This window comes from Paenibacillus sp. GM2 (genome assembly GCF_900069005.2).
Classification (GTDB): Bacteria; Bacillota; Bacilli; order Paenibacillales; family Paenibacillaceae; genus Fontibacillus.
The window spans coordinates 81,727-104,010 of record NZ_LN831272.1 but is presented as its reverse complement, the minus strand read 5'-3'; the positions used below and the strand labels follow the sequence as shown (position 1 = coordinate 104,010).

Here is a 22,284-nt window from a genome sequence, read left to right as displayed (position 1 = left end):
CGGCGAAGCGCTGTGCGCCGCTGTGCACGGCGCGCAGGCCAAACAGCATCGCGTACAGGCTCTTGCCTAGCGCGATGCGGGCGGGCAGACTGACCGGGTTAACGACGCTGCGACCGGCCAGCCGGTGCACATCGCCGGATTCAGGGCAGTCTTGCCCGTCGCCTGCGGACTCATATTCCTTGAGTCCGTCTTCAGCCCTGCTGTTCTTCAGCAGCGGGAATATGATGTGATTCATGCCGAGCAATTGAACCAAAGCGGGTCCATTCAAATCATCCATTGATAGCTGATAATGCGGATGGCGAAAGACCTGCTTGTCTATATAGTTCTGCTCATTAATGATAAGCCCAACAGTCAGTAGCGGGCTGCTGCGATCGATCCAAAACCGCTGCCAGAAGGGCTGCATGAAGCGGGAGACATGAAAATGCGGTAGCAGGTGGAACAGGCTCCGGCCTATTTCACGGCTTTTGGCATAGAGTAGAAGCTGCGGATAAGCATCCTGGAAAATAAGTGCATTGCTGCGCTCAAAAAAACGATAGAAAGACTGTTTTCCCGCTTCGTCGAGGGCATTCTGTAATCTGCTCCCCTTCAGATCAGTCATCCACCAGCCGGCGTTACGCGATACCATATGTGCCAGGAAGGCCCAATGCACCTCTGGATATTGCACATAAAACTGCCAATAAGCTTCGGTTCGCGTAATATTGCTAATCTCGGCTTTACGGGTTGCGTCGGTGATCTCTTCGGCAAGCTCTAGCTCGGCTTCTGTCCAGGACTCGGCACTGCTTCCAATTGCCGGTTTGCGGCGCAGCAGATCTTCAATTTCCGCTTTAACCGCATTGACTGCAGCCTCGTTCCAGTCCAGGGGCAATCGCTCTTCCCTTAATTTGCTGGAATTGGTCCATTGAGCAGTCTTGTCTTTGACAACTTCGCTGATCGCTGAAGGTAGGCGAAGAATCAATTTTCTTAGACCGTCTTTGGACGTGTTATCCGGATCAGGGGGAATTTGCTGCGTCATGGTTGGACCTCGCTTTCTTCAAAGCATGTTGTCGTGTAGTTAAAATAAGTGTGTATTTCAAAAGGTCGTTCCCAGCATCGAAGCTTATGCTTCCGATGTGGATCAAAATAGCCTTCCAGTTTTACAATACTCAGCTAATCTCTACAGACTCACCGCATTGTATTTCATACCGGTCATCCACTTTTCAGCTTGTTCCTTACTCAGTCCCAACTTGTTTTTTTGTAACGCTTCAGTTAAATTGAGCTGAGGAGCAGACCATGTGAACAACTTCTATAAGTATGGCCGAAATATTTGACTTCCACACTTCAATTTGATTGACTAGAGGTACATCGATTTGGAGAAAAACATTAGGAGAAGGGAATGAAAGTCAATGAGAAAAGTTACTTCCGCTGAGGAGTTTCAAGTCAGCATTCAATCCAGCCATTTGGTAGTCGCTGTATTTAAAGCAGACTGGTGCGTGGATTGCAAATTTATGGACCCGTTCATGCCTGAAGTAGAGCAAAAGTATGAAGACCGCTTGACCCTTGTTGAGGTCGATGTCGATCAGGTCGGAGACGTAAGTCAGGAACAGAACATCATGGGCATTCCTAGCTTTGTCGCTTATACGGACGGTAGAGAACTCGTTCGTTTTGTTAATAAACTCCGTAAATCGCGCGAGGAGATCGAGGATTTCCTGAATAAAGCGCTGGAGGTATATTCGGCCCTTCACAATACTTCAGAGAGACGAGAAAACTAAGACCGATCCGAACAGGCACGCTGTCCCCAATTAATTTGGCGGGCGGCGTGTTTTGTTTTTGAATATTTTGTCATGTTCCCCTATGATTGCATCGTGGATATCAGGTATAATGAAGTGGTATCAATTGTGAAAATTTCCTAACACTTTGTTATAGCGGGTGAGAATCATTGAAGACAAAGCATTTGAAATGGCTTAGTTATCTGTCCTGTTTTGTGATGTTCCTCGCTACCCTGGGCGGGAGCGTGGTGACGAAGACGGAGTCGGGGCTTGGCTGCGGCAATGAATGGCCGCTTTGCAACGGGAAATTTGTTCCGGCCCATACGCTTGCATCGATGATTGAATACTCGCATCGGGCCGTAAGCGGAGCCGCGGGATTGCTTGCCGTAGGCGCATTCGTCGCTTTTTGGCTGTATCGTAAAAACCGCAAGGACCTGCAGCTTTACGCTCTGCTGGCGCTAATTTTTGTGATGGTACAAGCGTTTATGGGGGCGATGGCGGTAATTTATCCTACCTCGTCCGGAGTGATGGCCCTTCATTTTGGCTTCTCACTAATTGCTTTTGCAAGTTCAATTATGTTAGTGCTAGGAATACGCACTGAAGAGACAGCGGAGAAGAATTCCGGTTCGGCGCCTGCTCAGTCCGATGCATTATCGGTATCGATCGGTTTTCGCAATTTAACCTGGTTTGCCACATTATATACTTATATCGTTGTATACATAGGAGCCTATGTCAGCCATACGGATTCAGCGGGGGGCTGCAGTGGATGGCCGCTGTGCAATAATGAGCTGATCCCCGATCTGACCGGCGGGACAGGGGTCGCTTTTATTCACCGTATCGCGGCTCTGCTGCTTCTGGTACTCATCGCGTTAGTCGGACATTTGGCATATTGGAAGCATCCGCATCACAGGGAAATTCGTAAATTAGGCGTCGCTGCAACGGTCCTGATCATCATTCAGGTGTTCACAGGTGCAGGGATTGTATTTACTTTGAACAATTTCGAAGTTTACTTGTTTACTTCACTTGCTCATATTATCGTGCTCGCTTCGTTATTCGGGGTGTTATGTTATTTGAGCGTCAGAACGTGGCAGCTCAGCAAACTAAGCTCCAGCAAAGTTAGCGGCAAGCGGGTCGATGCATAGCTCAACCGGACTCTTGATCCCATGATTTCATTTGATCTTATAAAATATAGTGAGAACAAAAGTCCACGATCTGCTCGCGGGCTTTGCTTCATATTTGCCATTTGTCATGAATCTGTTGTTGGTCTTGGCAGAAAGAAACGCGAGTAACTGCTATACTGTGAAGTGGAATATTAAATCATTGAAATCATAAAGACGACAGATATATAGATACGGCAATCCAGGCTGTTCAGGGAGGAAATTTGAAATGGGCTACAAAAATTTGCGTGATTGGATAGATATGCTTCAGAGGGAGAATGAACTGACGATTATCGATGCTCCGGTTGATCCCTACTTGGAATTGGCGGAAATCCACCGCCGGGTCATTGATGATAATGGACCTGCATTGCTGTTCACAAATGTGAAGGGAACTCCATTCCCGGTGGCGACGAATTTATTCGGAACGATCCGCCGCGTTGAGCTGGCGTTTGGACCTCGTCCGGAGCAGCTTGCCAATCAATTGGTTACGATGCTGGACCGCATTATGCCGCCAAATCCAAAGGCGATCTGGAATGAGCGCGGCTTGATACGGGAAGTGCTCAAGGTAGGGCTGAAAAGCGTGCCGAAGAGTAAGGCGCCGATTCTTGAGGTATGCAAGCAGGATGCGCCTCTGCGCGAGCTTCCGAAGCTGACAAGCTGGCAGCTTGATGGCGGTCCTTTTGTAACGTTGCCTTTAGTCTATACAGAGAATCCGCTTCATCCGAAAGAGAACAACCTCGGCATGTACCGGATTCAAATCTATGATGATCAGACGACAGGCGTACACTGGCAAATTCAAAAGGGCGGCGGCTTCCATTACCATGAAGCGGAGAAGATGGGACAAGCCCTGCCGGTATCCGTCTTTATTGGCGGCCCGCCAGCGATGATTGCCTCGGCGATTTCTCCGGTGCCTGAGAATTTATCAGAGCTGCTGGTAGCTTCATTTATCCTGGGTGAGAAATTGCCGATGGTTGATAATCCACTGGGTGGACATCGGATTCCAGCGGAGGTCGAATTCGCCATTCAGGGCGTAGTGCCTCCATTCGAACGCCGTCCGGAAGGACCGTTTGGTGATCATTTCGGTTACTATTCCTTGCAGCATGATTTTCCGGTGCTGCAGGTAAAGAACATGTGGCATCGGAAAAATGCGATATATCCGGCAACGATTGTGGGCAAGCCGCGTCAGGAGGACTACTACCTGGGAGATTTCCTGCAGAAGCTGTTGTCTCCGGCATTCCCGCTTGTGATGCCGAAGGTTCATTCCCTGTGGACCTATGCGGAGAGCGGCTTCCATGCGCTATCGTCCGCGGTAGTGCGGGAGAGCTATTCCCGTGAAGCGCTGGTGGCCGGCTTCCGCATTCTCGGCGAAGGCCAGCTATCATTAACCAAGTTTCTGATGCTGACGGATCAGAAGGTCGATCTGGCCGACTTCCGTCTGCTGTTGAAGACCGTGCTGGAACGCTTTGATCCGCGAAGCGATCTGTTCATCATTAACAATACTTCACATGACACACTGGACTATACAGGGCATAAGCTGAACCACGGCAGTAAAGCGATTATGATCGGGGTTGGCGAACCTGTCCGGAAGCTGCCGAAGACCTATGATGAAGGGGATCTCGCTGAGATCAGTCAAATTTCTGTCTTCCATGACGGATGTCTTGTCGTATCCGGTGCATCCTATGAGGACGAGCCGGAATTAGCTGAACGTGTTCTGGCACGTTTACGGGAACGGGGAACCGCTTGGCCGTTCGTCGTATTGGTTGACGATGCCAAGACAGTAACGTTTGATCAGACGTCATTCCTCTGGACTGTGTTCACCCGCTTCAATCCAGCGAGCGATATTTATACGGCAAGTGAGGTGCGTCAGCACCATCTCGTCTATAGTCTGCCGATCGTGATTGATGCTCGAATGAAGCCGGGGTATCCGGATGAACTGTTCCCTCGGGAGGATATTGTAAAATTAGTGGATGAGCGTTGGAAAAGCTATTTTGTATAATTGAGAAATAGCAATTGATCACTAACCGTATTTCAAAAGGTTTCGCTTTTTAGGGTCAAGAGGTCTGGATAAAGTTGGGTCTGGGAGAGAGCTGCATGCTTTTTCGGAGAAAACAACCGCGTAAACACTTGGGTTGTTTCCGGAAAAAACAAGGCGATTTGCAAGCATCCGCGTAGACCCGGCTGATTTAAGATTTGCTGTCAATTCATTCCTGATCCACTTTGCGATCAATCGCGGGATTTTTTGCACAACTTCTAGCAGGAAGCGAGGAATGTACATGCTGCGTAGCTTGCTTGGGGAGCCGCCCAGACAACCGGAGGAGAGACTGGACAAGGCGCATAAGGCGATGAAGGAGACCATCCGTATACTGCGTCGTGAAATCAAGCTTAAACAGGACCCGACACATGATTATCGCAAGCTTGAGATTTGGATTCTGGGATTGATCTCATCGCTCGATGAACTGGAGGAGTGCTTGTTCGCCTCAAGTCTGTTCCGTAAGAAGGTTACGCATGATTCGGTAGAAGACATGGAGTTGGTAGAGCGAGAGGATTATGCCCGATACGTATTTTTCTATAAAGATGGATTTATACGTGTTTTTGCGGTTTTGGACAAGCTGGGAACTGTGCTTAACGAGTTGTTTGATATGAAGATGGCCAAGATTAAGCCTCATTTTTCGTTCTTTACGGTGCTGCGTCAGCTTCAGCTCATTTCGAAGCATGCTGAATTGGGCAAAGACTTGAACGTCATCAAAAATCAATATCGCGAAGCTTTATCTGAACTTCGACGCCGCCGCAATACGGAGATCCATTATATGAACTCAGAATTGCGCGACGATTTGTGGCAACGGCACCAGGCCTTGTTTGGTAAAATCGAGCTGGAAAACCTGGACCTGCATCTCCGCGATTTGGAGCAAGGTTATCAGATGGTGTGTGAGACGCTTGGAGCGGTTTTTAGCTACACCAATCAAAGATGGAAGCAGTTGTCCGAGAGATAAAATACGTGGTGTGACGCCGAAAATGTGAACTGTGTCAAATTTCCTTTGACAAACTGTGAGAATGTTACTATACTCAGAATAGTTTCAGAAACATAAACCTAAAATTTCATAATATTTTCTTATCTAGAGTGGCGGAGGGAAAGGCCCGATGAAGCCCGGCAACCGATTTATCCGATGTTTGGTACGATACCGGAATCGATAAATGTCATGGTGCTAATTCCTTCAAAGTCTGTTTGCTTATGGCAGGCAGGGCTTTGGCAGATGAGAAGGCATTGTCTTTACGTAAAGAGAGCCCTTTGAATCTGTGCAGGGGCTCTTTTCTTATATTTTCTGGACGATTGATGATTAACAGTGGTGAAAGAAGCGGTCAACCGCAATTCATCATTGTAGTGGGGGGCAATTCGCTATGATTGAACTCAAGCAGCTAACGAAGACTTATGGCGACAAAAAGAAGAAGACAACAGCCTTATCCGGACTTAATCTATCCGTTGGCAAAGGCGAGATATTCGGCGTGATCGGTCATTCCGGCGCGGGAAAGAGCACGCTGATCCGCTGTATCAATCTGCTGGAGCGTCCAACGGAAGGCGAAATTTGGGTTGGCGGTGTGGAGCTGACAAAGCTGAACAAGCGGGATTTGCAGGAGAAGCGGCGAAAGATCGGTATGATATTCCAGCATTTTAACTTGCTCTCTTCGGCAACAGTGTTTGATAATATCGCATTTCCGCTGACGTTGATTCATACACCGAAGCAAGAGATTGAGAAGAAGGTCAGTGAGCTGCTTGAGCTGGTCGGACTTCAGGAACATCGCAATAAATATCCTTCCCAGCTGTCGGGGGGGCAGAAGCAGCGTGTCGGTATCGCCCGGGCGCTGGCCAGCGATCCGGATGTACTGCTCTGCGATGAGGCAACTTCCGCACTTGACCCGCAGACGACGGATTCCATTCTCAAGCTGCTGCTGGATATTAATAAGAAGTTTGGCTTAACGATCATGTTAATAACCCATGAGATGCATGTAATCCAGAGCATCTGTGACCGTGTCGCTGTTATACATGCGGGTGGTATCGTCGAGGAGGGGCCGGTGGCAGAAGTATTTCTGAAGCCCAAGCATTCTGTGACGAAGGAATTCATTGATCGCGATGCCCAAGGGGAGGAAGGCTTCAAGCTGGCGGCGGCCTCGCTGGCAAGCGGATCCAAGCTGGCAAGGATCACATTCCTCGGTGCGAAGACCTATGAGTCAATTATGTCGCAAGTGGTACGTGAGACCGGCGTTAACTTCGCTATTTTGCAGGGCACGATATCGACGATCAAGGATACGCCATATGGGAAACTTACCGTATCCTTTGAGGGCAGCCATGATGATGTTAGCCGTACAATAGCACGGTTAAGAGAGCGTGAACTTGATGTGGAGGTGATGGAGTGATGTGGGGTCTTGATTTCTCGAAGATTGATTGGTCCGAGATGGGAACGGCTTCGGTGGACACGCTGCAAATGATGCTGTATTCAACTTTGTTTACGCTCATAATTGGCTTGCCGCTGGGGGTGCTGTTATATGTTTCCTCACGTTCTAATTCCACGGTATTGCAGTGGGTATACAGAGTCATGTCATTTATCGTTAATATTATCCGTTCGGTACCGTTCATCATTCTAATCGTTGCTCTAATCCCGCTCACCCGTGCCATCGTCGGAGTCTCCTCCGGTGTGCAAGGGACGATCCCTCCGCTGGTGATTGCCGCCGCCCCGTTTTTCGCTCGTCTCGTCGAGACGGCGCTGCGCGAGGTCGATCGCGGTGTGATCGAAGCTTCGCAGGCGATGGGGGCAACCCCGCTCCAGGTTATTCGCAAGGTGCTGCTGCCGGAATCACTGCCAGGCCTGCTCGCAGGGATCACGATCACAGTGGTTACCCTTGTGTCCTATACCGCGATGTCAGGGATGATTGGCGGGGGTGGCCTGGGGGACCTGGCCATCCGATATGGCTACTACCGTTATGAGAAGGAAGTTATGATCGTTTCGGTTATTTTCATGGTTGTTTTGGTGCAGGTGCTGCAAATGCTGGGCGACCGGCTGGTCATTTATTTTACGAGGAAATAAGGAATTACTAAATATATAAGCTGTTCTGTCCTTATTCAAATTAAATTATTAGGAGGTCATACTGTATGAAGAAGTGGAGTCTTACCCTGTTGACGCTTGTGTTGGTGTTGGTGGTATCTGCTTGCGGAAGCAACGGAGACAAGGGAGCGAATAATACGGCGGGCAATAGCAGCGCTGCCGGTAGTGAGAATACACAGACGGATAAGCCTGTGAAGCTGGTTGTGGGGGCGACTTCGCCTCATGCGGACATTCTTAAGCATATTGCTCCAGCGTTAAAGGAAGAAGGCATTGAGCTTGAAGTCAAGGAATTCTCTGACTACGTACAGCCAAACGTACAAGTATACGAGAAGCAGCTGGATGCGAACTATTTCCAACATCAGCCGTATCTTGACGAGCAGAACACACAGAACAACTTCGATCTGGTGTCTGTCGTAGGTGTGCATGTTGAGCCATTTGGCGCATATTCGAAGAAAATTAAGTCTGTGGATGAACTTGCAGATGGTGCAGCTGTCGCTATTCCAAATGATGCAACCAACGGCGGACGCGCGTTGCTCTTGCTTGAGAAGCAAGGTCTGATCAAGCTGAACCCGGATGCCGGAATTACAGCTACTTCCAAAGACATTACGGAAAATCCAAAGAACCTGAAAATTAAAGAAGTGGATGCAGCTATGCTGCCGCGTCAATTGGATGAGGTTGATCTGGCCTTGATCAATACGAACTATGCGCTGAAGGCTGACCTGAACCCGTTGACAGACGCTCTGTTCATTGAAGATAAGGATTCCCCTTATACAAATATTCTCGTTGCCCGTCCGGACAATAAGGATTCCGACGCGATTCAGAAGCTAGCCAAAGCGCTGACTTCCGACGATGTAAGGACGTTTATTGAGGATACTTATAAAGGTGCGCTAGTACCTGTATTCTAAGAGGAAGTTCAAAAAGATCGCTTTTGATCACGAAGCATTTCAAGGAAGGGGCTCGACATCGAATCTTGAATTCAGCCGGGCCTTCCGGTGCTCACGTACCCACAACGTACGCTGTGCTCCTCAGTCCCTGGCTTCATCCAATCTTCTCGGTGCTGAAAACCGGTCTTTTTGAACCTCTATTTGGAGAGGAAGTTCAAAAAGATCGCTTTTGATAAGAAAACCAGATCGAAGTTATTTCAGGGTTGGGCGACCGCGATTCAGAAGTGGGTTTTCTTGCGATATAGAATTCATCAGCTCCGCTGATAACGAAAGAATTCTATATCTAACACGAAGCATTTCAGGGAAGTGGCTCGGCGTCGAATCTTGAATTCAGCCGGGCCTTCCGGTGCTCACGTACCCACAACGTACGCTGCGCTCCTCAGTCCCTGGCTTCATCCAATCTTCTCGGTGCTGAAAACCGATCTTTTGAACCTTTATTTGGAGAGGAAGTTCAAAAAGATCGCTTTTGATCACGAAGCATTTCAAGGAAGGGGCTCGACATCGAATCTTGAATTCAGCCGGGCCTTCCGGTGCTCACGTACCCACAACGTACGCTGCGCTCCTCAGTCCCTGGCTTCATCCAATCTTCTCGGTGCTGAAAACCGATCTTTTTGAACCTTTATTTGGAGAGGAAGTTCAAAAAGACCGCTTTTGATAAGAAAACCAGATCGAAGTTATTTCAGGGTTGGGCGACCGCGATTCAGAGGTGGGTTTTCTTGCGATATAGAATTCATCAGCTCCGCTGATAACGAAAGAATTCTATATCTAACACGAAGCATTTCAGGGAAGGGGCTCGACATCGAATCTTGAATTCAGCGGCCTTCCGGTGAAGGAGGCGGCTATAAAAATCAAGAAACCAATCCTTTGCGGACGTTAAAAGTCCGCCAGGATTGGTTTCTTTTTATTTGCACGACTATTGCTAAATCTCGTACCACTTGATTTCATTCGCATCCAGCCGGAGCTCGAAGCTGGAACCGTCTCCACGATAGACGGTGGTTTGCTGCGGCTCATAGGTGTTGTTGACTACGCAGTATTTGCCGTTTTTCACATAAGCATGAACCTCGACATTGTAGTTGTCGCTGAACCAGCGATGCAGTTCATCCTCACTGTGGGCGCTCCATAAAATGGCGCGATACAGCAGCCGGCTGTTCTCGAAGCTGTAAGGCAGGCCGCTGATATATACTCCACGTCCCTGGCCGAACTCATTTACGGCGAGTTGCACCTCTTTGTCGATATGGCGCAGCACGGTCGCACCTTCCAGGGCGAATATATGTTTCTTTCCCTCGCCGAAGTCGATTAGCTTCTGTCCTTGTTCATCGGTTTGGCAATCGGAAGTAATGAAATGATCATGCTCGGTCCAATTGTATTTATCATAGCCCAGCGTGAAGCCTCTTTCCTGCTCTACACCGAGAATGTTGGTCAGCTGGAAGTAACGTCCGTTAGCCTGGTGGGCCGCCGGCTCGCCAACGCCAATGAAGCCGCCGCCTTCATGCACGAATTTCTTAATAGCGGTTGCGATCTCCGGATCCAGCCACCAGTCGCCGCCAGTATAAGCGGTATCGCCGTCCCCGATGTTAAGAATAACATCAATCTCTTCGAGCATGCCTGGATTCTGCTTAATATCGTCGAAGCTAATGAATCTAACGTCAAACGGCGCTCCGGAAAGCGCCTCAATAATGCCGGCATAGCTGTAGTTAGGCTTGTAATAGAGGGCATGATGAACCATATGGTTGCCCCAGGCTCTCATCTTGCCCCAGCAGTTGAGTACAGCTACCGTCTTCACGCAATAAGGCGTTGTTCCTTGAACATTGTCATACAACGTCCGGAATTCATCGCAGACGCTCTCTACGTAATCTACGAATTCAGGGAAATCGAGCGCCAGCTTCAGATAACCGCCATAGCCGATCCGGTCGATGGGTTTGCGTAGAATGGCGCGGCGGGCCGTTACCCAATTCACTTTGGCTTCCCGTATCGGGTCTCCGCCTTCATGGAAGGTGTCCGGGAAGAAGTAGGGCAGGAACCGGCCTTCGGTATATTTTACGCCAGGAATATCGCTGATCAGGCGCAGGGTCGAGCCGTTGCCCACACTGCCGACAACCGCATCCAGCCCAATCGAGGCGAATTCCTCCATGAACGGTTCGGTGCCGATCCAATGATCGCCGAGGAACATCATGGCTTCCCTGCCGTATTCATGGACAATATCGACCATCTCCTTGGCCAGCTTGGCGACTTCCCGTCGCTGGAAGGCCTGGAAATCACGGAACTGCCTGGAAGGAATCCGGTACGTATTGTTGAAATAGCCTTGATCGATAATAAATTCAGGTCGGAATGTATATCCGGCTTCCTGCTCGAATTGCTCAAGAATATAGGGGCTGACTGAGGCAGAATAGCCATACCAGTCCACATATTTCTCTCGTGCCAGCTCATCGAAAATAAGCGTAAATTGGTGGAAAAATGTCGTGAATCGGATCACATTGACATAAGGATGCTCCTCAATAAATTTGCGAATGCGCTCCATCGTAAATTTATGGGTTTTGGGTTGTCTGACATCAAAAGTGACTTGATGCTCCACATCCTTCCAGTCATTAACCACCGAATTATACATATGCACCGGATCCCACATGATATAAGCGAGGAAGCTTACTGTATAGTCATGGTACCGAACGGCCTCCATCGTCACGCTCTCCGTTGCCGGATCATAGCTCCAGCGTGCGGTTGGCACGACTTCGCCGGTTGTGCGGTCAATGACCTCCCACCAGCGGGCTATATCATCCTGATCGTTCACCTTAAGCATATCCGGATACAGGCCCTTCATCAGTGGGATGGTCAGTTCAGCGGCTGTGGCCGTATAAAATGGAGTCATCAGATACATCTGCTGAATTTCGTCCGGATTCGCCAGCGCCCATTTATTATCTTTGCGAGTCGTATAGTAAGTAGAGTAGACCTTGGCATCAATTTTATTGAGTTCGGACGGAAAGTCGGTACCGTCGCAATCTCGTATAGCATCGGCGCCCCAGCGCTCCATAATGTCATGGGTTTGCGAGATCACGTCCAGATCTGTTGGAATCGTTACACGGCCTTTTCTGTTAGCCATAGAGAATCACTCCTATTTATAGTGTTTAAAAAGTCGGATTTTAGTACCCGAAGCTTATGCTCGCAATGTGCGTTTTTTCAAAACGCTAAAATCGCGGTGGCTTATTTTTGAATAAGCCCTTGAATAAGCTTCGATCGGGTTCTCTTATTAAAGGGGACTTTTTAAACCACCTCTATTTATATTGTTTATTATAGAACCATAGCAGGCCAACCAGCAGGCCAAGCCCGATTAGCATCGTGCCTAACCCGGCGGGACCAATACTCTTCTGACCGGTGATGACCAGGATCATGGCGATAATAAAAACGACCAGCATGAGCAAATAACGTAGCATCGTTCTCGGAGAATCGTTCATCATGGCACCTTACCCTTTCAGCCCGCCCATAGTCATGCCTTGGGTGAGCTTTTTTTGTACAAGCATATAGAGGATCAGGGTCGGCAGCATAACCAGCACCAGACCCGCATACATCTGACCGTATTGGACGGCGGATTTCTGAGCGGCCATCAGGTTCATCAAACCTACAGGCAGCGTTCTTAGTCCTGGCTTGGTCAGCAAGGTCATCGAGATAATATATTCGTTCCAGAAGGAGAGGAAGTTGAACAGAATGACGGTCACGATGCTGGGCTTGGCCATGGGCATAATAACCTGAACCATCGTACGGAAATAACCGGCACCGTCCACGGAAGCCGCTTCTTCATATTCCTTAGGCAAGGTCTTGAAATAGCCGGATAGCAGATAGATCGTGAAGGGCAGAGCCATCGCGGCATAGACGAGCGCCAGAATGAACAGATTGTTGAGAAGGAAGGGCTGCCCGAGGAGACTGCGCAGCGATTTGTCCCCATTGTTGAGCATCAGAAAGATCGGAACGACGATATAGTTAATGTTGATAAATAAACCGGCCATAAATAGCATGTTCCAGAAGCTGCTGCTTCTGAACTTGTATCTGGCCAGCACATAGGCGGCCGGCAGGGCTATGACAAGCAGCAAAACAAGGGCAATCGCCGTCGTAACCACGGAGTTGAGCATATAACTGCCCATCTTCGCCTTTTGCCAGGCGTCCGCAAAGTTCTGAAGATGGAAACCTTCCGGTAGGGCCCAAGGGCTGCCATAAAATTCAACGTCCTGCTTGATCGAAGCGAGGAAAGCCCAGCCAACAGGGACGATGATGACAACCGCAAGGGTAATCAGCAGAAGATAAATAAAGAATTTATACAATTTATTGCTGCTATGCTGATGTTCTGGACTCATTTTGTCCCCTCCTTAATATTCCAAATGCTCTCGCTTGGTGGCCGCATTCAAGATAGCGGCAAGCGCGAACGAGAACAGAAATACGATAACGCCGATAGCCATGCCGTAGCCATATGAGGAATTCGTGTAGGCTTCCTTGTACATATAGCTGAGGAACACCTCGGTCGCACCGTCCGGTCCGCCGCCCGTCATCGCCATGACGAACAAGAAGCTCATATTGATCGTACTGATGATGAAGAAGGTCAGCGTCGTGCGGATATTTGTCCAGATCAGCGGAATGGTGATGCTGAAAAATTGATGAATTCGTCCGGCGCCTTCAAGATCAGCAGATTCATACAAGCTCTCGGGAATGTTGGCCATGCTCGCCATATACATAACCATGTAGTAACCGATGGCCTGCCAGACCATGGCGCCGCTCAAGCTGTAAATGACGATCTTCTGATCGCCAAGCCAGAGAATCGGGTCTGAGCTGGCGCTGCGGAACAAATTCAGGAATGCGTTCAGCAGACCGCTGTTCGGGTCATAAATCGCTGAGAAAATAGCGCTGATAACGACGATGGACAGGATATTTGGAATATAAAAGATGATCCGAAAGAAATTTTGTCCTTTTAATTTCTCGCGCGACAGCATAGACGCAAAGATAAGAGCGAAGGCGAAGGTCACGATGGACACAACGACGATCAGCAGAATGCTGTTCTGGAATGATTGGTAGAATTTATCGCTCTGGAACAGCTTTGAGAAATTCTGCATTCCTACAAAGGTTTTGTTATCTGTATATCCGCCCCATTTATATAGAGACATGCGGAATACGTCAATCGTAGGAATAATCAGAAAGATAGTAAAAAGAATGACTGCAGGCGCAAGACAGAAAAATATGAAGCGGCCGCGTCCTTTTCTGTTATTCATGGGTCCAGCTCCCTCCTAAAGTAAAAATAACGGTGGACAGCCTGGGCTGACCACCATCATTTTCAATAATGCTTACTTAGCTCATACACAGCAGTTATTCTATTTCTTCAATGCGCCGCGCAGAGCATCGCTCGCTTTTGTAATGGCTTCAACCCATTGATCCTTTGTCTTGGACTTCGTTACCAACGAATCCACAGTACCGAATACCGTGTCCGAGATGCTTACGCCTTCCACCGGGTCGGTAGTTGCAAATGCGCCCATAGCGGCTTTGGCGCCGGAATCATAAATGCTGTAGAACAGTTGGTTATCGCCTTCCAGCTTGTCGGACATTCCCTTGATGGGTTGAACTGCGCCAACCTTTGCAAAGATGGAAGCTGCTTCATCGGAATACAGATAGGCAATGAACTGTTTGGCCAGATCCGCGTTCTCCGCTTTGGCCGGAACCCAGACCTGCTCAAAGAATGTATAGGAATAGCGATCTCCGCCGTCGGTCAGAGCAGGCAATGCCGTGAAGCCCCATTTGAAGCCGTCGGCACGAGGCGCCTTGCTCATTTCACCGACTACCCAGGTTCCGTTTGGCATGAACAGCGCTTTGTTATCGAGAATCAGCTGTTGATTTTTTACAAAGTTATCTTTGTTGCCGTTGGCAGGTACGGTCTTTTCGGTGTACCCGGCCAGCTTATCAACTACGTCGAATGCTTTGGCGGCTTCCGGTGTCTGCCAGATTCCTTCTGTGTAATTCATCGCTTGTGTGAAGAATTCTGGTCCGCCGGCTTCATTTAGCAAGGCGTAGAAGAAGGCGTCGAAGTATCCAGTCGTCGGATAGGCGAACAGGGAGATGCCTTCGGCTTTTGCTTTGTCGCCCAGCGCCCACATCTCTTCCCAGGTTTGCGGTACATCCCAGCCCTTCTGTTCGAATAACGCTGCGTTAAAGAACAGGCCGCATGGGCTATAGAACATAGGCATCAGATAGGTCTTGCCGTCTCCATATGGATTGGTGATGGTCGTGTCGGTAAAGCCTGGAATCAGCTTATCGCCAACGGTAGCGCTTTCACCTGGGACAGTCATGTAGAGTACATCGCTGAGATCGGTGAGGTTGTTGTCCTTGACAAATGTTTCCGTCAGTCCCTTAGGCTGCCCCACTGCCAGATGAATCACGTCGGGGAAATCACCGGATTTCATGCCCGGTCCAATCACGTCTTCAAGGTTCTTGTCGATGGTCAGCTCAACCTTGACTTCCGGATTAACCTTCTCGAAAGCGGTGGCAATTTCATGCCATACATCCGCACCGTAAGCGGTTTCCAAAGCGGATACTTTTAAAGTGCGCTTCTCGTTGCTGGTGGTCTGCGAGTTGGTCGAAGCCGGCTCATTCCCTGCATTGGAGCTTGAGTTTGTGCTGCTGTTGTTGCCGCCGCATGCAGCCAGGCTTAATGTAAGTGTTGCAGCGAGCGCAAGGCTAAGAAGCTTTTTCATGTTTACCCCTCCTGAAATTGTCTGTACAACGATTTGGAGAAACCTTGGATGTTTCTCGTGTTTCTCGGAGCCATCTCCTGCGAAGGATGGCCGATGACTTCCGGCATATTCAAATTAGCCTATCTGGATCATTGCTTTCAATGGGTTCAGGCGATGTCAGGAGAATAGTCCATGGATATGCAAAAATTATCTATAATCGGAATTTGAGCAGGATCGGCAGCATTCATCACCCAGGAATAAAAGCTAATTTTGTACATGGATTTTCGCGTTTACGCAGGGCGATCGAATGTTATAGTAGAATGAAAGAGGTATAAGACATAATAGGATCTAGGAGCCGAAGCGCAATGAAGAAAAAAATCAGCCTATTAGCCATCGTAGCGATAAGTCTCTTCTGTATGATTTATATAAGCAACCACATCATCGTTGGCCATGGGGCGGAGCAGTCTGCGGATGAAGTCTCGAATGACGATCTGAATCATGCTGCCGGGAAGTTCAAAAATAAGGAATTGAGCATAGCGGTGTTTATGGGGGGATATGGCCCTGAGTATTGGAAGGAAATCGTTAGCCAATTTGAGGAAGCCTATCCCGGGGTCAAGGTGGATATGACCATTAGTCCGAGAATTGGCGATGTGGTCCGGCCTCAGCTCGTCGCCGGCAATCCGCCGGATCTGTTGGCTGTGGCCGATACGGAGCAGAGTGGGTTAATTACTTCATTGGTGAAAGAGAAGGGCCTGCTTGATCTGACGGATGTATTCGAGAGCAAGGCGCTTGATAAAGATGTGAAGCTGAAGGACATGGTTCTGCCAGGCATGCTGGAGAGCACCAGGTTCTCGCCTTATCAGGACGGCAAAATATATATGGCTCCGTTTAATGCAGGGCCAATGGGTCTCATCTACAATAAGAATCTGTTCCGGGAGAAGGGATGGAAGCTGCCGGAAACCTGGGACGAGTTCTTCGCACTGGGGAAGGAACTGGAGAAAGAGGAGAACTATCTGACCGATGCGAACGGCCGCAAGGTCAAGAGGGCTTTATTTACTTATCAGGGGATTTATCCGGATTACCTCGAGGAGATCATGTATCCTTCCCTGGCGAACGCGGCGGGCATCGATCCATTGAAGAAAATTTTCTCTTATGAGCCGGGTTCGTTCGAGACGGATGAGGTGAAGAAGGTTCTGGATACCTTCGCCAAGATCGGCCTGGAAGGCTATCTGATGGATGGTACGGTGAATTTGAACCACACTCAATCCCAGACTGATATGATGCAGGGCAAGGCCATTTTTATCGTGAATGGGAACTGGATGGAGAATGAAATGAAGGATTCGCCGCGGGAAGAGGGCTTTGAATTCGGTATGATTCCCGTGCCGGTCTTCCACAAGGAGGACGAGCGCTATATTCTGTCCAGCTATGAACAATTTTCGATTCCCTTACGAGCCAAAAATCCGGAGCTGGCCAAGGAGTTCCTCAAGTTCCTGTACACCGATGAATCGGTCAAATTGTTCGCGCAGAAATCCAATGGTGCTTTTGCTCTGAAGGGGGCTCAGGAGCTCTCGAAGCCGTATCTAACGCCAGGCGTGTATGAGATGTTCAGTGCCTATGACGGTGCAACGGCGATCTTTCAAGATTGGAAGGCGCTCCCGAAGGGCTCTAAGATCGATATTAAGAATGTTCTATTCAGACAGTCCATGACGTCGATTATGACGGGGAAGATGACGACAGAGCAATGGATGGAGCGGGTGGAGCAGGTCTTCGCGCAGATTCAGACCGAGATGCGCACACCCGCAAAATAATTCTATCTTGCCTGCTTATTTTGACCCTTATATTTCGAAGGAGAAACGCCAAACTGTTTCTTAAACAGGCGGTTAAAGTAGAATTGATCGCTGATGCCTACGAGCGCTGCTACTTCTTTCATATAAGTATGTCCACTTGCAATCAGAGCGGCGGCCTTATTCATTTTCACCGTATTAATATAACTGATCGGACTCATACCAACCTGTTCTTTGAAAACACGGCACAGGTAGTTCTCACTGAAATTCACGTACGTGGAGATCATTTCCAGCGTGATCTTATCCTGATAATGGGCTTCGACATAATCCATGACGTCCAGCACGACCTTCTTCAGGGCAGGCGCATCAGAGGCCTCGTTTACCAGACGAAGATGCTCGATGGCCAAAGTCGCTGTCCTCAATAAGGAGGCTGTATCTTTGCATTGCAGCAGCGCTTTTTTATAGCGCTCATATTCCTCTTCATGATCGACCCGGACTTTGTCTTCACATAACTGAATATACTCGAGGCATTTCAGCATAAAGGCTTTGACGGCGGTAGGGTGAATGCTGCTCTGTTTGCACTGCTCGACAAAATCCTCCAGCAATCCTGAAATGCTTCCTCGTCCCAGCTCTTGCCAGTGGCGCAGCAGCGAGTTGGAATAATCCACGTAATTAGCATGCTCCAGCTCTTGTACAAACCTGATATCCTGCTCGCAGATGACGGAAGAATGCTCATAGAAATTAATATTCAAGGCATCCTTGCAAGCCCAATAGGCCTGCCTCGCCGCCTCATATCCCTGGATCTCACGGGAATAGACGATAAGCGGTTCTATAGAGATATACATCTGGATTAATTTGCGTATTTTGTTGATGAAGCTTATCGGATCACCTTGGTGCTTCTCCAGCTGCTTCCTGGAGATCATGGCTGCGATGCCGCCCATGCCAACCTGAAATAGTTCGACGTCGCCAGCGTCATCGATGAGGTCGAGAATCGTATTCTCAATGAAAGCGAGAGAGATATCGGATTTCTCATTGTGACCCGCGGATTTGTCCAGATCGAACGTAATGTAGAACAGATAGCAGGGGGTATCCGCCATATTCAAGGTAATTTGCTTGTCCTGTACAAAATGCTCTAATTCATAGTCTGTGTCATGAAAATAATCTTTCAAAATAGAATTCTTAACACTTTTGAGACTGTTCTGCATCATTTGTCTCATATCCTGCTCCTGCAAGGTTTGCTGCTGTTCCTCCAGCAGCTTGGCTGTCTTGTGAAGCTGGGCAATCAGATCATCGGTTTTGATGCTGATCTTGAGCATATAATCGACGGCACCTAGAAGCAATGCTTCGCGCACAAGCTCGTAATCGCCAAAATTGCTGGCAACGATCACCTTGCCGGGATAATTCAGGTTGTTCAACTCCCGGATTAATTGCAGACCGTCCATATTTGGCATTTTCAGATCGGTAATGATGATGTCAGGGTGTAATTTCTCAATTAATGCTAACGCCTCTGCTCCGTCTGAAGCGGTTCCACAAATCGGGAAGCCTAGCGCTTCCCAGGCAATCATCGTTCTCAGTGCGATTTTCACGATAGGTTCGTCATCCACTAGCAGTACATTATACATTGAAATTACCTCCTCATCTAAGGTGTCTTATGCGTAGGTATAATTATTTTACAGCAGGTGCCTTCCCCAATAACACTAGTAATGAACAACCCGTAACTTTCCCCGTAGTAGAGCTTGATTCGTTCATCGACATTGGTAATTCCGATCCCGGACAGCTTCTTGCTATTCGCAGCCGTATCCGGGTCTTGAACTACGCTCGTATCGAAGCCTTTACCGTTGTCGATAATCTCGATGCAGATGAGATCATTCTTCTGCTGAACTTTGATCCTGATCTCAATAGCTTTGCCGTGCTCTGACAGTCCATGGATAATCGCGTTCTCGGCGACCGGCTGCAGAATGAATTTCGGGATCAGACAATCAAGCAGCTCCTCATCGATGTCGTATTCAACCTGGAAGCTATCGGCGTAACGAATTTTCTGTATTTCAAAATAGTTGCTTAAGTTTTCGATTTCCTGGCGGATTGTAATTTGCTCGTCTCGGTCCAGGATCGTGCTGCGGAGCAGCTCTGATAAGGAACTGATTCCATTGCTCAGCACCGGAACATGATTGATAATGGCCAGCCAACGCAGCGTATTTAGCGTATTGAACAGGAAGTGGGGATTGATCTGCGATTGCAGCATCTGAAACTCCAATTCCCGCTTGCGTTTCTGATCCAGTCGCTGATTATGCATCAGGTGCTCAATTTCATCCACCATCATATTGATTTTGTAGGAGAGAATCCCCATCTCGTCCTCCTGATCATCCTTAATGCGGTTGGAGAAGTTGCCGGTCGATATTTGATTGCAGAAGCTGATAATCTTCTTGATCGGTTTGACAATGCTGCTGCTCATAAAAGAGATAATAATAATGCAGGTTATGGCCATCAGGATCATAATAATCGTCATGCTGACGGTTATTTTGCTCGTCTCCGAATTGATATAAGAGAAGGGCATCATGGAGATGAGATACCAGCCGATTTGTTCATTGTATATATAAGAGACCTGCTGCCCTGCATTGTTCACCTGCAGGGAGAAGGAATGGATGTCCTTCTGTTGATGTTCTTTAATCTGCTGGAAGAGATCCGGATCGGCATAAGGCCCACCCAGAGGAATCCCTTCTTCATTGGCCGACAGCACGCTTCCATCACGCCCCATAATCATCAGTTTGGAACCGGTTCCAAGATTGACGCTGGATAAAATATTTCTGGAGAATAAATCCCCGCTGATAAAGATAAAAGCATAACCGATAGGTACGGTACTGTCGTCTATAGCATGAATTTTACGCCCGAGCACAACGGTATCAAAGGAACGGATCGTCTTGACATAAGTAAGGCCGTCATAGGGGGCGTTTGCATCCACTTCATGCATCGCTTTCTCGAGAGAGTGATTATCCACCGTCTCAAAACCTAATTCATAGAATAGACGATGGTTCGCATCGAATATGCTTACATTGACAACATGAGACGGGAATATGGTCCGAAAGATAGCGTCCATTGCATCCTCTTTGGCCGTTTCATTGATGGGCTGATGATCCAATCCCTTGGACAAGCTTTCCTGAACAAAATTGTTGGTTGAAATAGAGCCGGCCAAATATTGATAATTTTGCAGCTCGGCCAACAGATTTTTGTTGACCAAGGTCAGGGCCTGATAGGTTGATTTGCTGAGCTTATCATTGATCGATTCCGAATAGAGCTGATAGGAATAATACCCTAGGAACAGGATCGGAAGGATGGATACGACTAAGAAGGTACCAATTAATCGATGCTGGATTTTAAATTGACGTAACATAGAATTGCCCCTTCAATTTGTTAAACATATTTTATCATAGCTTTGCAGCCTCACCAGTAATTCAGTGTACATTTGCTGTGAGTAGATAGAATAATCCATAAAGAAAATAAAATAGTCTATTTTAATTGGAAAATAAGTGGAAGTTTTGATAGTTATGGATAAATGCGGGTTTGAGGGAATGCTTCAAATCTCTTATACTTAATAAAAAGGGATTAAGTGTGTATTCTCAAGGTCGAAGCCGAAAGCTGATTCTCAGCAGCGAGAGGGCTGGAGTAGACTTCTGGAATATCCTCTTTAAGAAGGAGAAGGACAAAAGATGCGAAAAGTAGCCCTTATTACCGGAAGTGCCAAAGGTCTCGGGAAGAAGACGGCGTTGATGCTGGCGGAGCAGGGATGCGATATAGCAATTAATTACGTACATAGCGAGAGGGAAGCACAGTCCCTGCAGCGCGAGATCGAAGAGCTGGGTGTTCGCGCGATTGCGGTAAAGACGGATATCTCTCGCAGGGAGCAGCTTGAAGGCTTGGTACAGCAGGTGAATGACCAGCTGGGCACGGTGGATATTCTGGTGAACAATGCCGGCCCGTTCATTCGCGAGCGCCGTATGTTCGCTGATTATGATCAGACGGAAATTCTGGCGATGATTGACGGGAACCTGGTCGGGACGATGCTGCTGGACCACCTCGTCTTGCCGGGGATGCGGCAGAAGGGCTGGGGGCGGATCATCCACTTTGGCTTCGGCCATGCTGCCGAGTCCCGGGCGTGGCCGCACCGGGCTGTATATGCCGCTGCCAAGACCGGGCTTGTCTCCTTCACCAAGACGCTTGCCGTTGAAGAGGCGTCATATGGCATCACCGTCAACATGGTATGCCCCGGAGACATCCGCGGCGGCAACAAGGAAATCTCCATACAGGAGGCCCGTGAGCTATCTGATGGGGAGACGCCTCTAGGCCGACCGGGCAGCGGGGAGGATATCGCCCGCGTTATCACTTTCCTGTGCCATTCGGATTCGGATTTTATAACGGGGAATGTAATGGATATATCCGGAGGACTGGACCCGATCCGGCCATGGATTAAGCGATCTGTCGATTGATAAATAGAAAAAACCTGGCCCTTTCGGATTTCCGGAGGGGCCAGGTTCATGATACAGCATAAATGCTGGATTCAATTCCACTGTGCTATATCATTAGAATACTTGTACAACCTCTTGAACGCCGTCTACTTCTTCGAACAATGCACGTTCGATCCCGGCTTTCAGAGTAATCGTTGAACTTGGGCAGCTACCGCAAGCACCCATCAGTTTCAACTTGACGATTCCGTCTTCAACGTCGACCAGTTCTACGTCACCGCCGTCGCGTTGCAGGAATGGACGAAGTTTATCCAGAACTTCGGATACTTCATCATATAATTTATCTTGTACATTTTCACTCATTGTCTTCAGCTCCTTTCGCATCTTATTATAGTACAAATAA

18 protein-coding genes and 1 riboswitch are annotated in these 22,284 nt (G+C 48.4%); of the genes, 9 read left to right on the top strand and 9 right to left on the bottom strand.

Going from position 1 to position 22,284, the window contains the following annotated elements:
- On the bottom strand, positions 1-1,012 hold a 1,012-nt coding region (locus BN1360_RS00590), incomplete at its 3' end, for a DUF2515 family protein (protein ID WP_068777972.1).
- Positions 1,013-1,382: 370 nt separating this feature from the next.
- Between BN1360_RS00590 and BN1360_RS00585 the strand changes: the two genes are divergently transcribed.
- The 7 genes from BN1360_RS00585 (at position 1,383) to BN1360_RS00555 (ending at position 8,903) form a co-directional block, all read left to right on the top strand.
- Positions 1,383-1,748: a thioredoxin family protein gene (locus BN1360_RS00585; protein WP_068777971.1), complete on the top strand. Its 366-nt coding sequence runs from the start codon at positions 1,383-1,385 to the stop codon at positions 1,746-1,748.
- A gap of 167 nt (positions 1,749-1,915) precedes the next feature.
- The gene (locus BN1360_RS00580) at positions 1,916-2,887 is read left to right on the top strand and encodes a COX15/CtaA family protein (RefSeq protein WP_148466488.1); all 972 of its coding nucleotides are present in this window, start codon (positions 1,916-1,918) and stop codon (positions 2,885-2,887) included.
- 244 nt (positions 2,888-3,131) lie between these two features.
- Positions 3,132-4,898, top strand: a complete 1,767-nt coding sequence (locus BN1360_RS00575; RefSeq protein WP_068777970.1) for a UbiD family decarboxylase — start codon at positions 3,132-3,134, stop codon at positions 4,896-4,898.
- A gap of 277 nt (positions 4,899-5,175) precedes the next feature.
- Positions 5,176-5,892 carry a Cthe_2314 family HEPN domain-containing protein gene (locus BN1360_RS00570; protein WP_068777991.1) on the top strand — a complete coding sequence of 239 codons (717 nt, stop codon included), beginning with the start codon at positions 5,176-5,178 and terminating at the stop codon, positions 5,890-5,892.
- 116 nt (positions 5,893-6,008) lie between these two features.
- Positions 6,009-6,160, top strand: a riboswitch (SAM riboswitch).
- Between the two features lie 138 nt (positions 6,161-6,298).
- The gene (locus BN1360_RS00565; protein WP_068777969.1) at positions 6,299-7,312 is read left to right on the top strand and encodes a methionine ABC transporter ATP-binding protein; all 1,014 of its coding nucleotides are present in this window, start codon (positions 6,299-6,301) and stop codon (positions 7,310-7,312) included.
- Entirely contained in the window at positions 7,312-7,980 is a 669-nt protein-coding gene (locus BN1360_RS00560; RefSeq protein ID WP_068777968.1) for a methionine ABC transporter permease, read from the top strand. The genes BN1360_RS00565 and BN1360_RS00560 overlap by 1 nt, the downstream gene beginning before the upstream one ends.
- Positions 7,981-8,045: 65 nt before the next feature.
- The gene (locus tag BN1360_RS00555) at positions 8,046-8,903 is read left to right on the top strand and encodes a MetQ/NlpA family ABC transporter substrate-binding protein (protein ID WP_068777967.1); all 858 of its coding nucleotides are present in this window, start codon (positions 8,046-8,048) and stop codon (positions 8,901-8,903) included.
- 958 nt (positions 8,904-9,861) lie between these two features.
- On the opposite strand, the gene gnpA is transcribed toward BN1360_RS00555, so the two are convergent.
- The 5 genes from gnpA to BN1360_RS00530 all read right to left on the bottom strand — a co-directional run bounded on the left by gnpA (position 9,862) and on the right by BN1360_RS00530 (position 15,661).
- Complete coding sequence (gene gnpA, locus BN1360_RS00550; protein ID WP_068777966.1) at positions 9,862-12,036, bottom strand: 1,3-beta-galactosyl-N-acetylhexosamine phosphorylase; 2,175 nt, start codon at positions 12,034-12,036, stop codon at positions 9,862-9,864.
- A gap of 172 nt (positions 12,037-12,208) precedes the next feature.
- The gene (locus BN1360_RS00545) at positions 12,209-12,391 is read right to left on the bottom strand and encodes a DUF6903 family protein (protein WP_068777965.1); all 183 of its coding nucleotides are present in this window, start codon (positions 12,389-12,391) and stop codon (positions 12,209-12,211) included.
- 6 nt (positions 12,392-12,397) lie between these two features.
- Positions 12,398-13,282 (bottom strand): carbohydrate ABC transporter permease, encoded by an 885-nt coding sequence (locus BN1360_RS00540; RefSeq protein ID WP_068777964.1) that lies wholly within the window; start codon positions 13,280-13,282, stop codon positions 12,398-12,400.
- Between the two features lie 12 nt (positions 13,283-13,294).
- Positions 13,295-14,188: a carbohydrate ABC transporter permease gene (locus BN1360_RS00535; RefSeq protein WP_068777963.1), complete on the bottom strand. Its 894-nt coding sequence runs from the start codon at positions 14,186-14,188 to the stop codon at positions 13,295-13,297.
- 99 nt (positions 14,189-14,287) lie between these two features.
- Positions 14,288-15,661 (bottom strand): carbohydrate ABC transporter substrate-binding protein, encoded by a 1,374-nt coding sequence (locus BN1360_RS00530; RefSeq protein ID WP_068777962.1) that lies wholly within the window; start codon positions 15,659-15,661, stop codon positions 14,288-14,290.
- Positions 15,662-16,005: 344 nt separating this feature from the next.
- Between BN1360_RS00530 and BN1360_RS00525 the strand changes: the two genes are divergently transcribed.
- Positions 16,006-17,448 (top strand): carbohydrate ABC transporter substrate-binding protein, encoded by a 1,443-nt coding sequence (locus tag BN1360_RS00525; RefSeq protein ID WP_068777961.1) that lies wholly within the window; start codon positions 16,006-16,008, stop codon positions 17,446-17,448.
- Between the two features lie 2 nt (positions 17,449-17,450).
- Here the strand turns inward: BN1360_RS00525 and BN1360_RS00520 are convergent, their stop codons facing one another.
- Complete coding sequence (locus BN1360_RS00520; RefSeq protein ID WP_068777960.1) at positions 17,451-19,046, bottom strand: response regulator; 1,596 nt, start codon at positions 19,044-19,046, stop codon at positions 17,451-17,453.
- 17 nt (positions 19,047-19,063) lie between these two features.
- Complete coding sequence (locus tag BN1360_RS00515; RefSeq protein WP_068777959.1) at positions 19,064-20,812, bottom strand: sensor histidine kinase; 1,749 nt, start codon at positions 20,810-20,812, stop codon at positions 19,064-19,066.
- Between the two features lie 316 nt (positions 20,813-21,128).
- Between BN1360_RS00515 and BN1360_RS00510 the strand changes: the two genes are divergently transcribed.
- Positions 21,129-21,905: an SDR family oxidoreductase gene (locus BN1360_RS00510; protein WP_068777958.1), complete on the top strand. Its 777-nt coding sequence runs from the start codon at positions 21,129-21,131 to the stop codon at positions 21,903-21,905.
- Positions 21,906-21,998: 93 nt separating this feature from the next.
- Here BN1360_RS00510 and BN1360_RS00505 read toward each other — a convergent pair whose 3' ends face one another.
- Positions 21,999-22,244 carry a NifU family protein gene (locus BN1360_RS00505; RefSeq protein WP_068777957.1) on the bottom strand — a complete coding sequence of 82 codons (246 nt, stop codon included), beginning with the start codon at positions 22,242-22,244 and terminating at the stop codon, positions 21,999-22,001.
- Positions 22,245-22,284: the final 40 nt, after the last annotated feature.

Excerpts from the sequence above, each read along its gene's own strand:
- BN1360_RS00515 (WP_068777959.1), bottom strand. The coding sequence starts at position 20,812 with ATGTTACGTCAATTTAAAATCCAGCATCGATTAATTGGTACCTTCTTA.
- gnpA (WP_068777966.1), bottom strand. The coding sequence starts at position 12,036 with ATGGCTAACAGAAAAGGCCGTGTAACGATTCCAACAGATCTGGACGTG.
- BN1360_RS00530 (WP_068777962.1), bottom strand. The coding sequence starts at position 15,661 with ATGAAAAAGCTTCTTAGCCTTGCGCTCGCTGCAACACTTACATTAAGC.
- BN1360_RS00545 (WP_068777965.1), bottom strand. The coding sequence starts at position 12,391 with ATGATGAACGATTCTCCGAGAACGATGCTACGTTATTTGCTCATGCTG.
- BN1360_RS00505 (WP_068777957.1), bottom strand. The coding sequence starts at position 22,244 with ATGAGTGAAAATGTACAAGATAAATTATATGATGAAGTATCCGAAGTT.
- BN1360_RS00585 (WP_068777971.1), top strand. The coding sequence starts at position 1,383 with ATGAGAAAAGTTACTTCCGCTGAGGAGTTTCAAGTCAGCATTCAATCC.
- BN1360_RS00510 (WP_068777958.1), top strand. The coding sequence starts at position 21,129 with ATGCGAAAAGTAGCCCTTATTACCGGAAGTGCCAAAGGTCTCGGGAAG.
- BN1360_RS00560 (WP_068777968.1), top strand. The coding sequence starts at position 7,312 with ATGTGGGGTCTTGATTTCTCGAAGATTGATTGGTCCGAGATGGGAACG.
- BN1360_RS00570 (WP_068777991.1), top strand. The coding sequence starts at position 5,176 with ATGCTGCGTAGCTTGCTTGGGGAGCCGCCCAGACAACCGGAGGAGAGA.
- BN1360_RS00575 (WP_068777970.1), top strand. The coding sequence starts at position 3,132 with ATGGGCTACAAAAATTTGCGTGATTGGATAGATATGCTTCAGAGGGAG.
- BN1360_RS00565 (WP_068777969.1), top strand. The coding sequence starts at position 6,299 with ATGATTGAACTCAAGCAGCTAACGAAGACTTATGGCGACAAAAAGAAG.
- BN1360_RS00535 (WP_068777963.1), bottom strand. The coding sequence starts at position 14,188 with ATGAATAACAGAAAAGGACGCGGCCGCTTCATATTTTTCTGTCTTGCG.
- BN1360_RS00555 (WP_068777967.1), top strand. The coding sequence starts at position 8,046 with ATGAAGAAGTGGAGTCTTACCCTGTTGACGCTTGTGTTGGTGTTGGTG.
- BN1360_RS00520 (WP_068777960.1), bottom strand. The coding sequence starts at position 19,046 with ATGTATAATGTACTGCTAGTGGATGACGAACCTATCGTGAAAATCGCA.
- BN1360_RS00540 (WP_068777964.1), bottom strand. The coding sequence starts at position 13,282 with ATGAGTCCAGAACATCAGCATAGCAGCAATAAATTGTATAAATTCTTT.
- BN1360_RS00525 (WP_068777961.1), top strand. The coding sequence starts at position 16,006 with ATGAAGAAAAAAATCAGCCTATTAGCCATCGTAGCGATAAGTCTCTTC.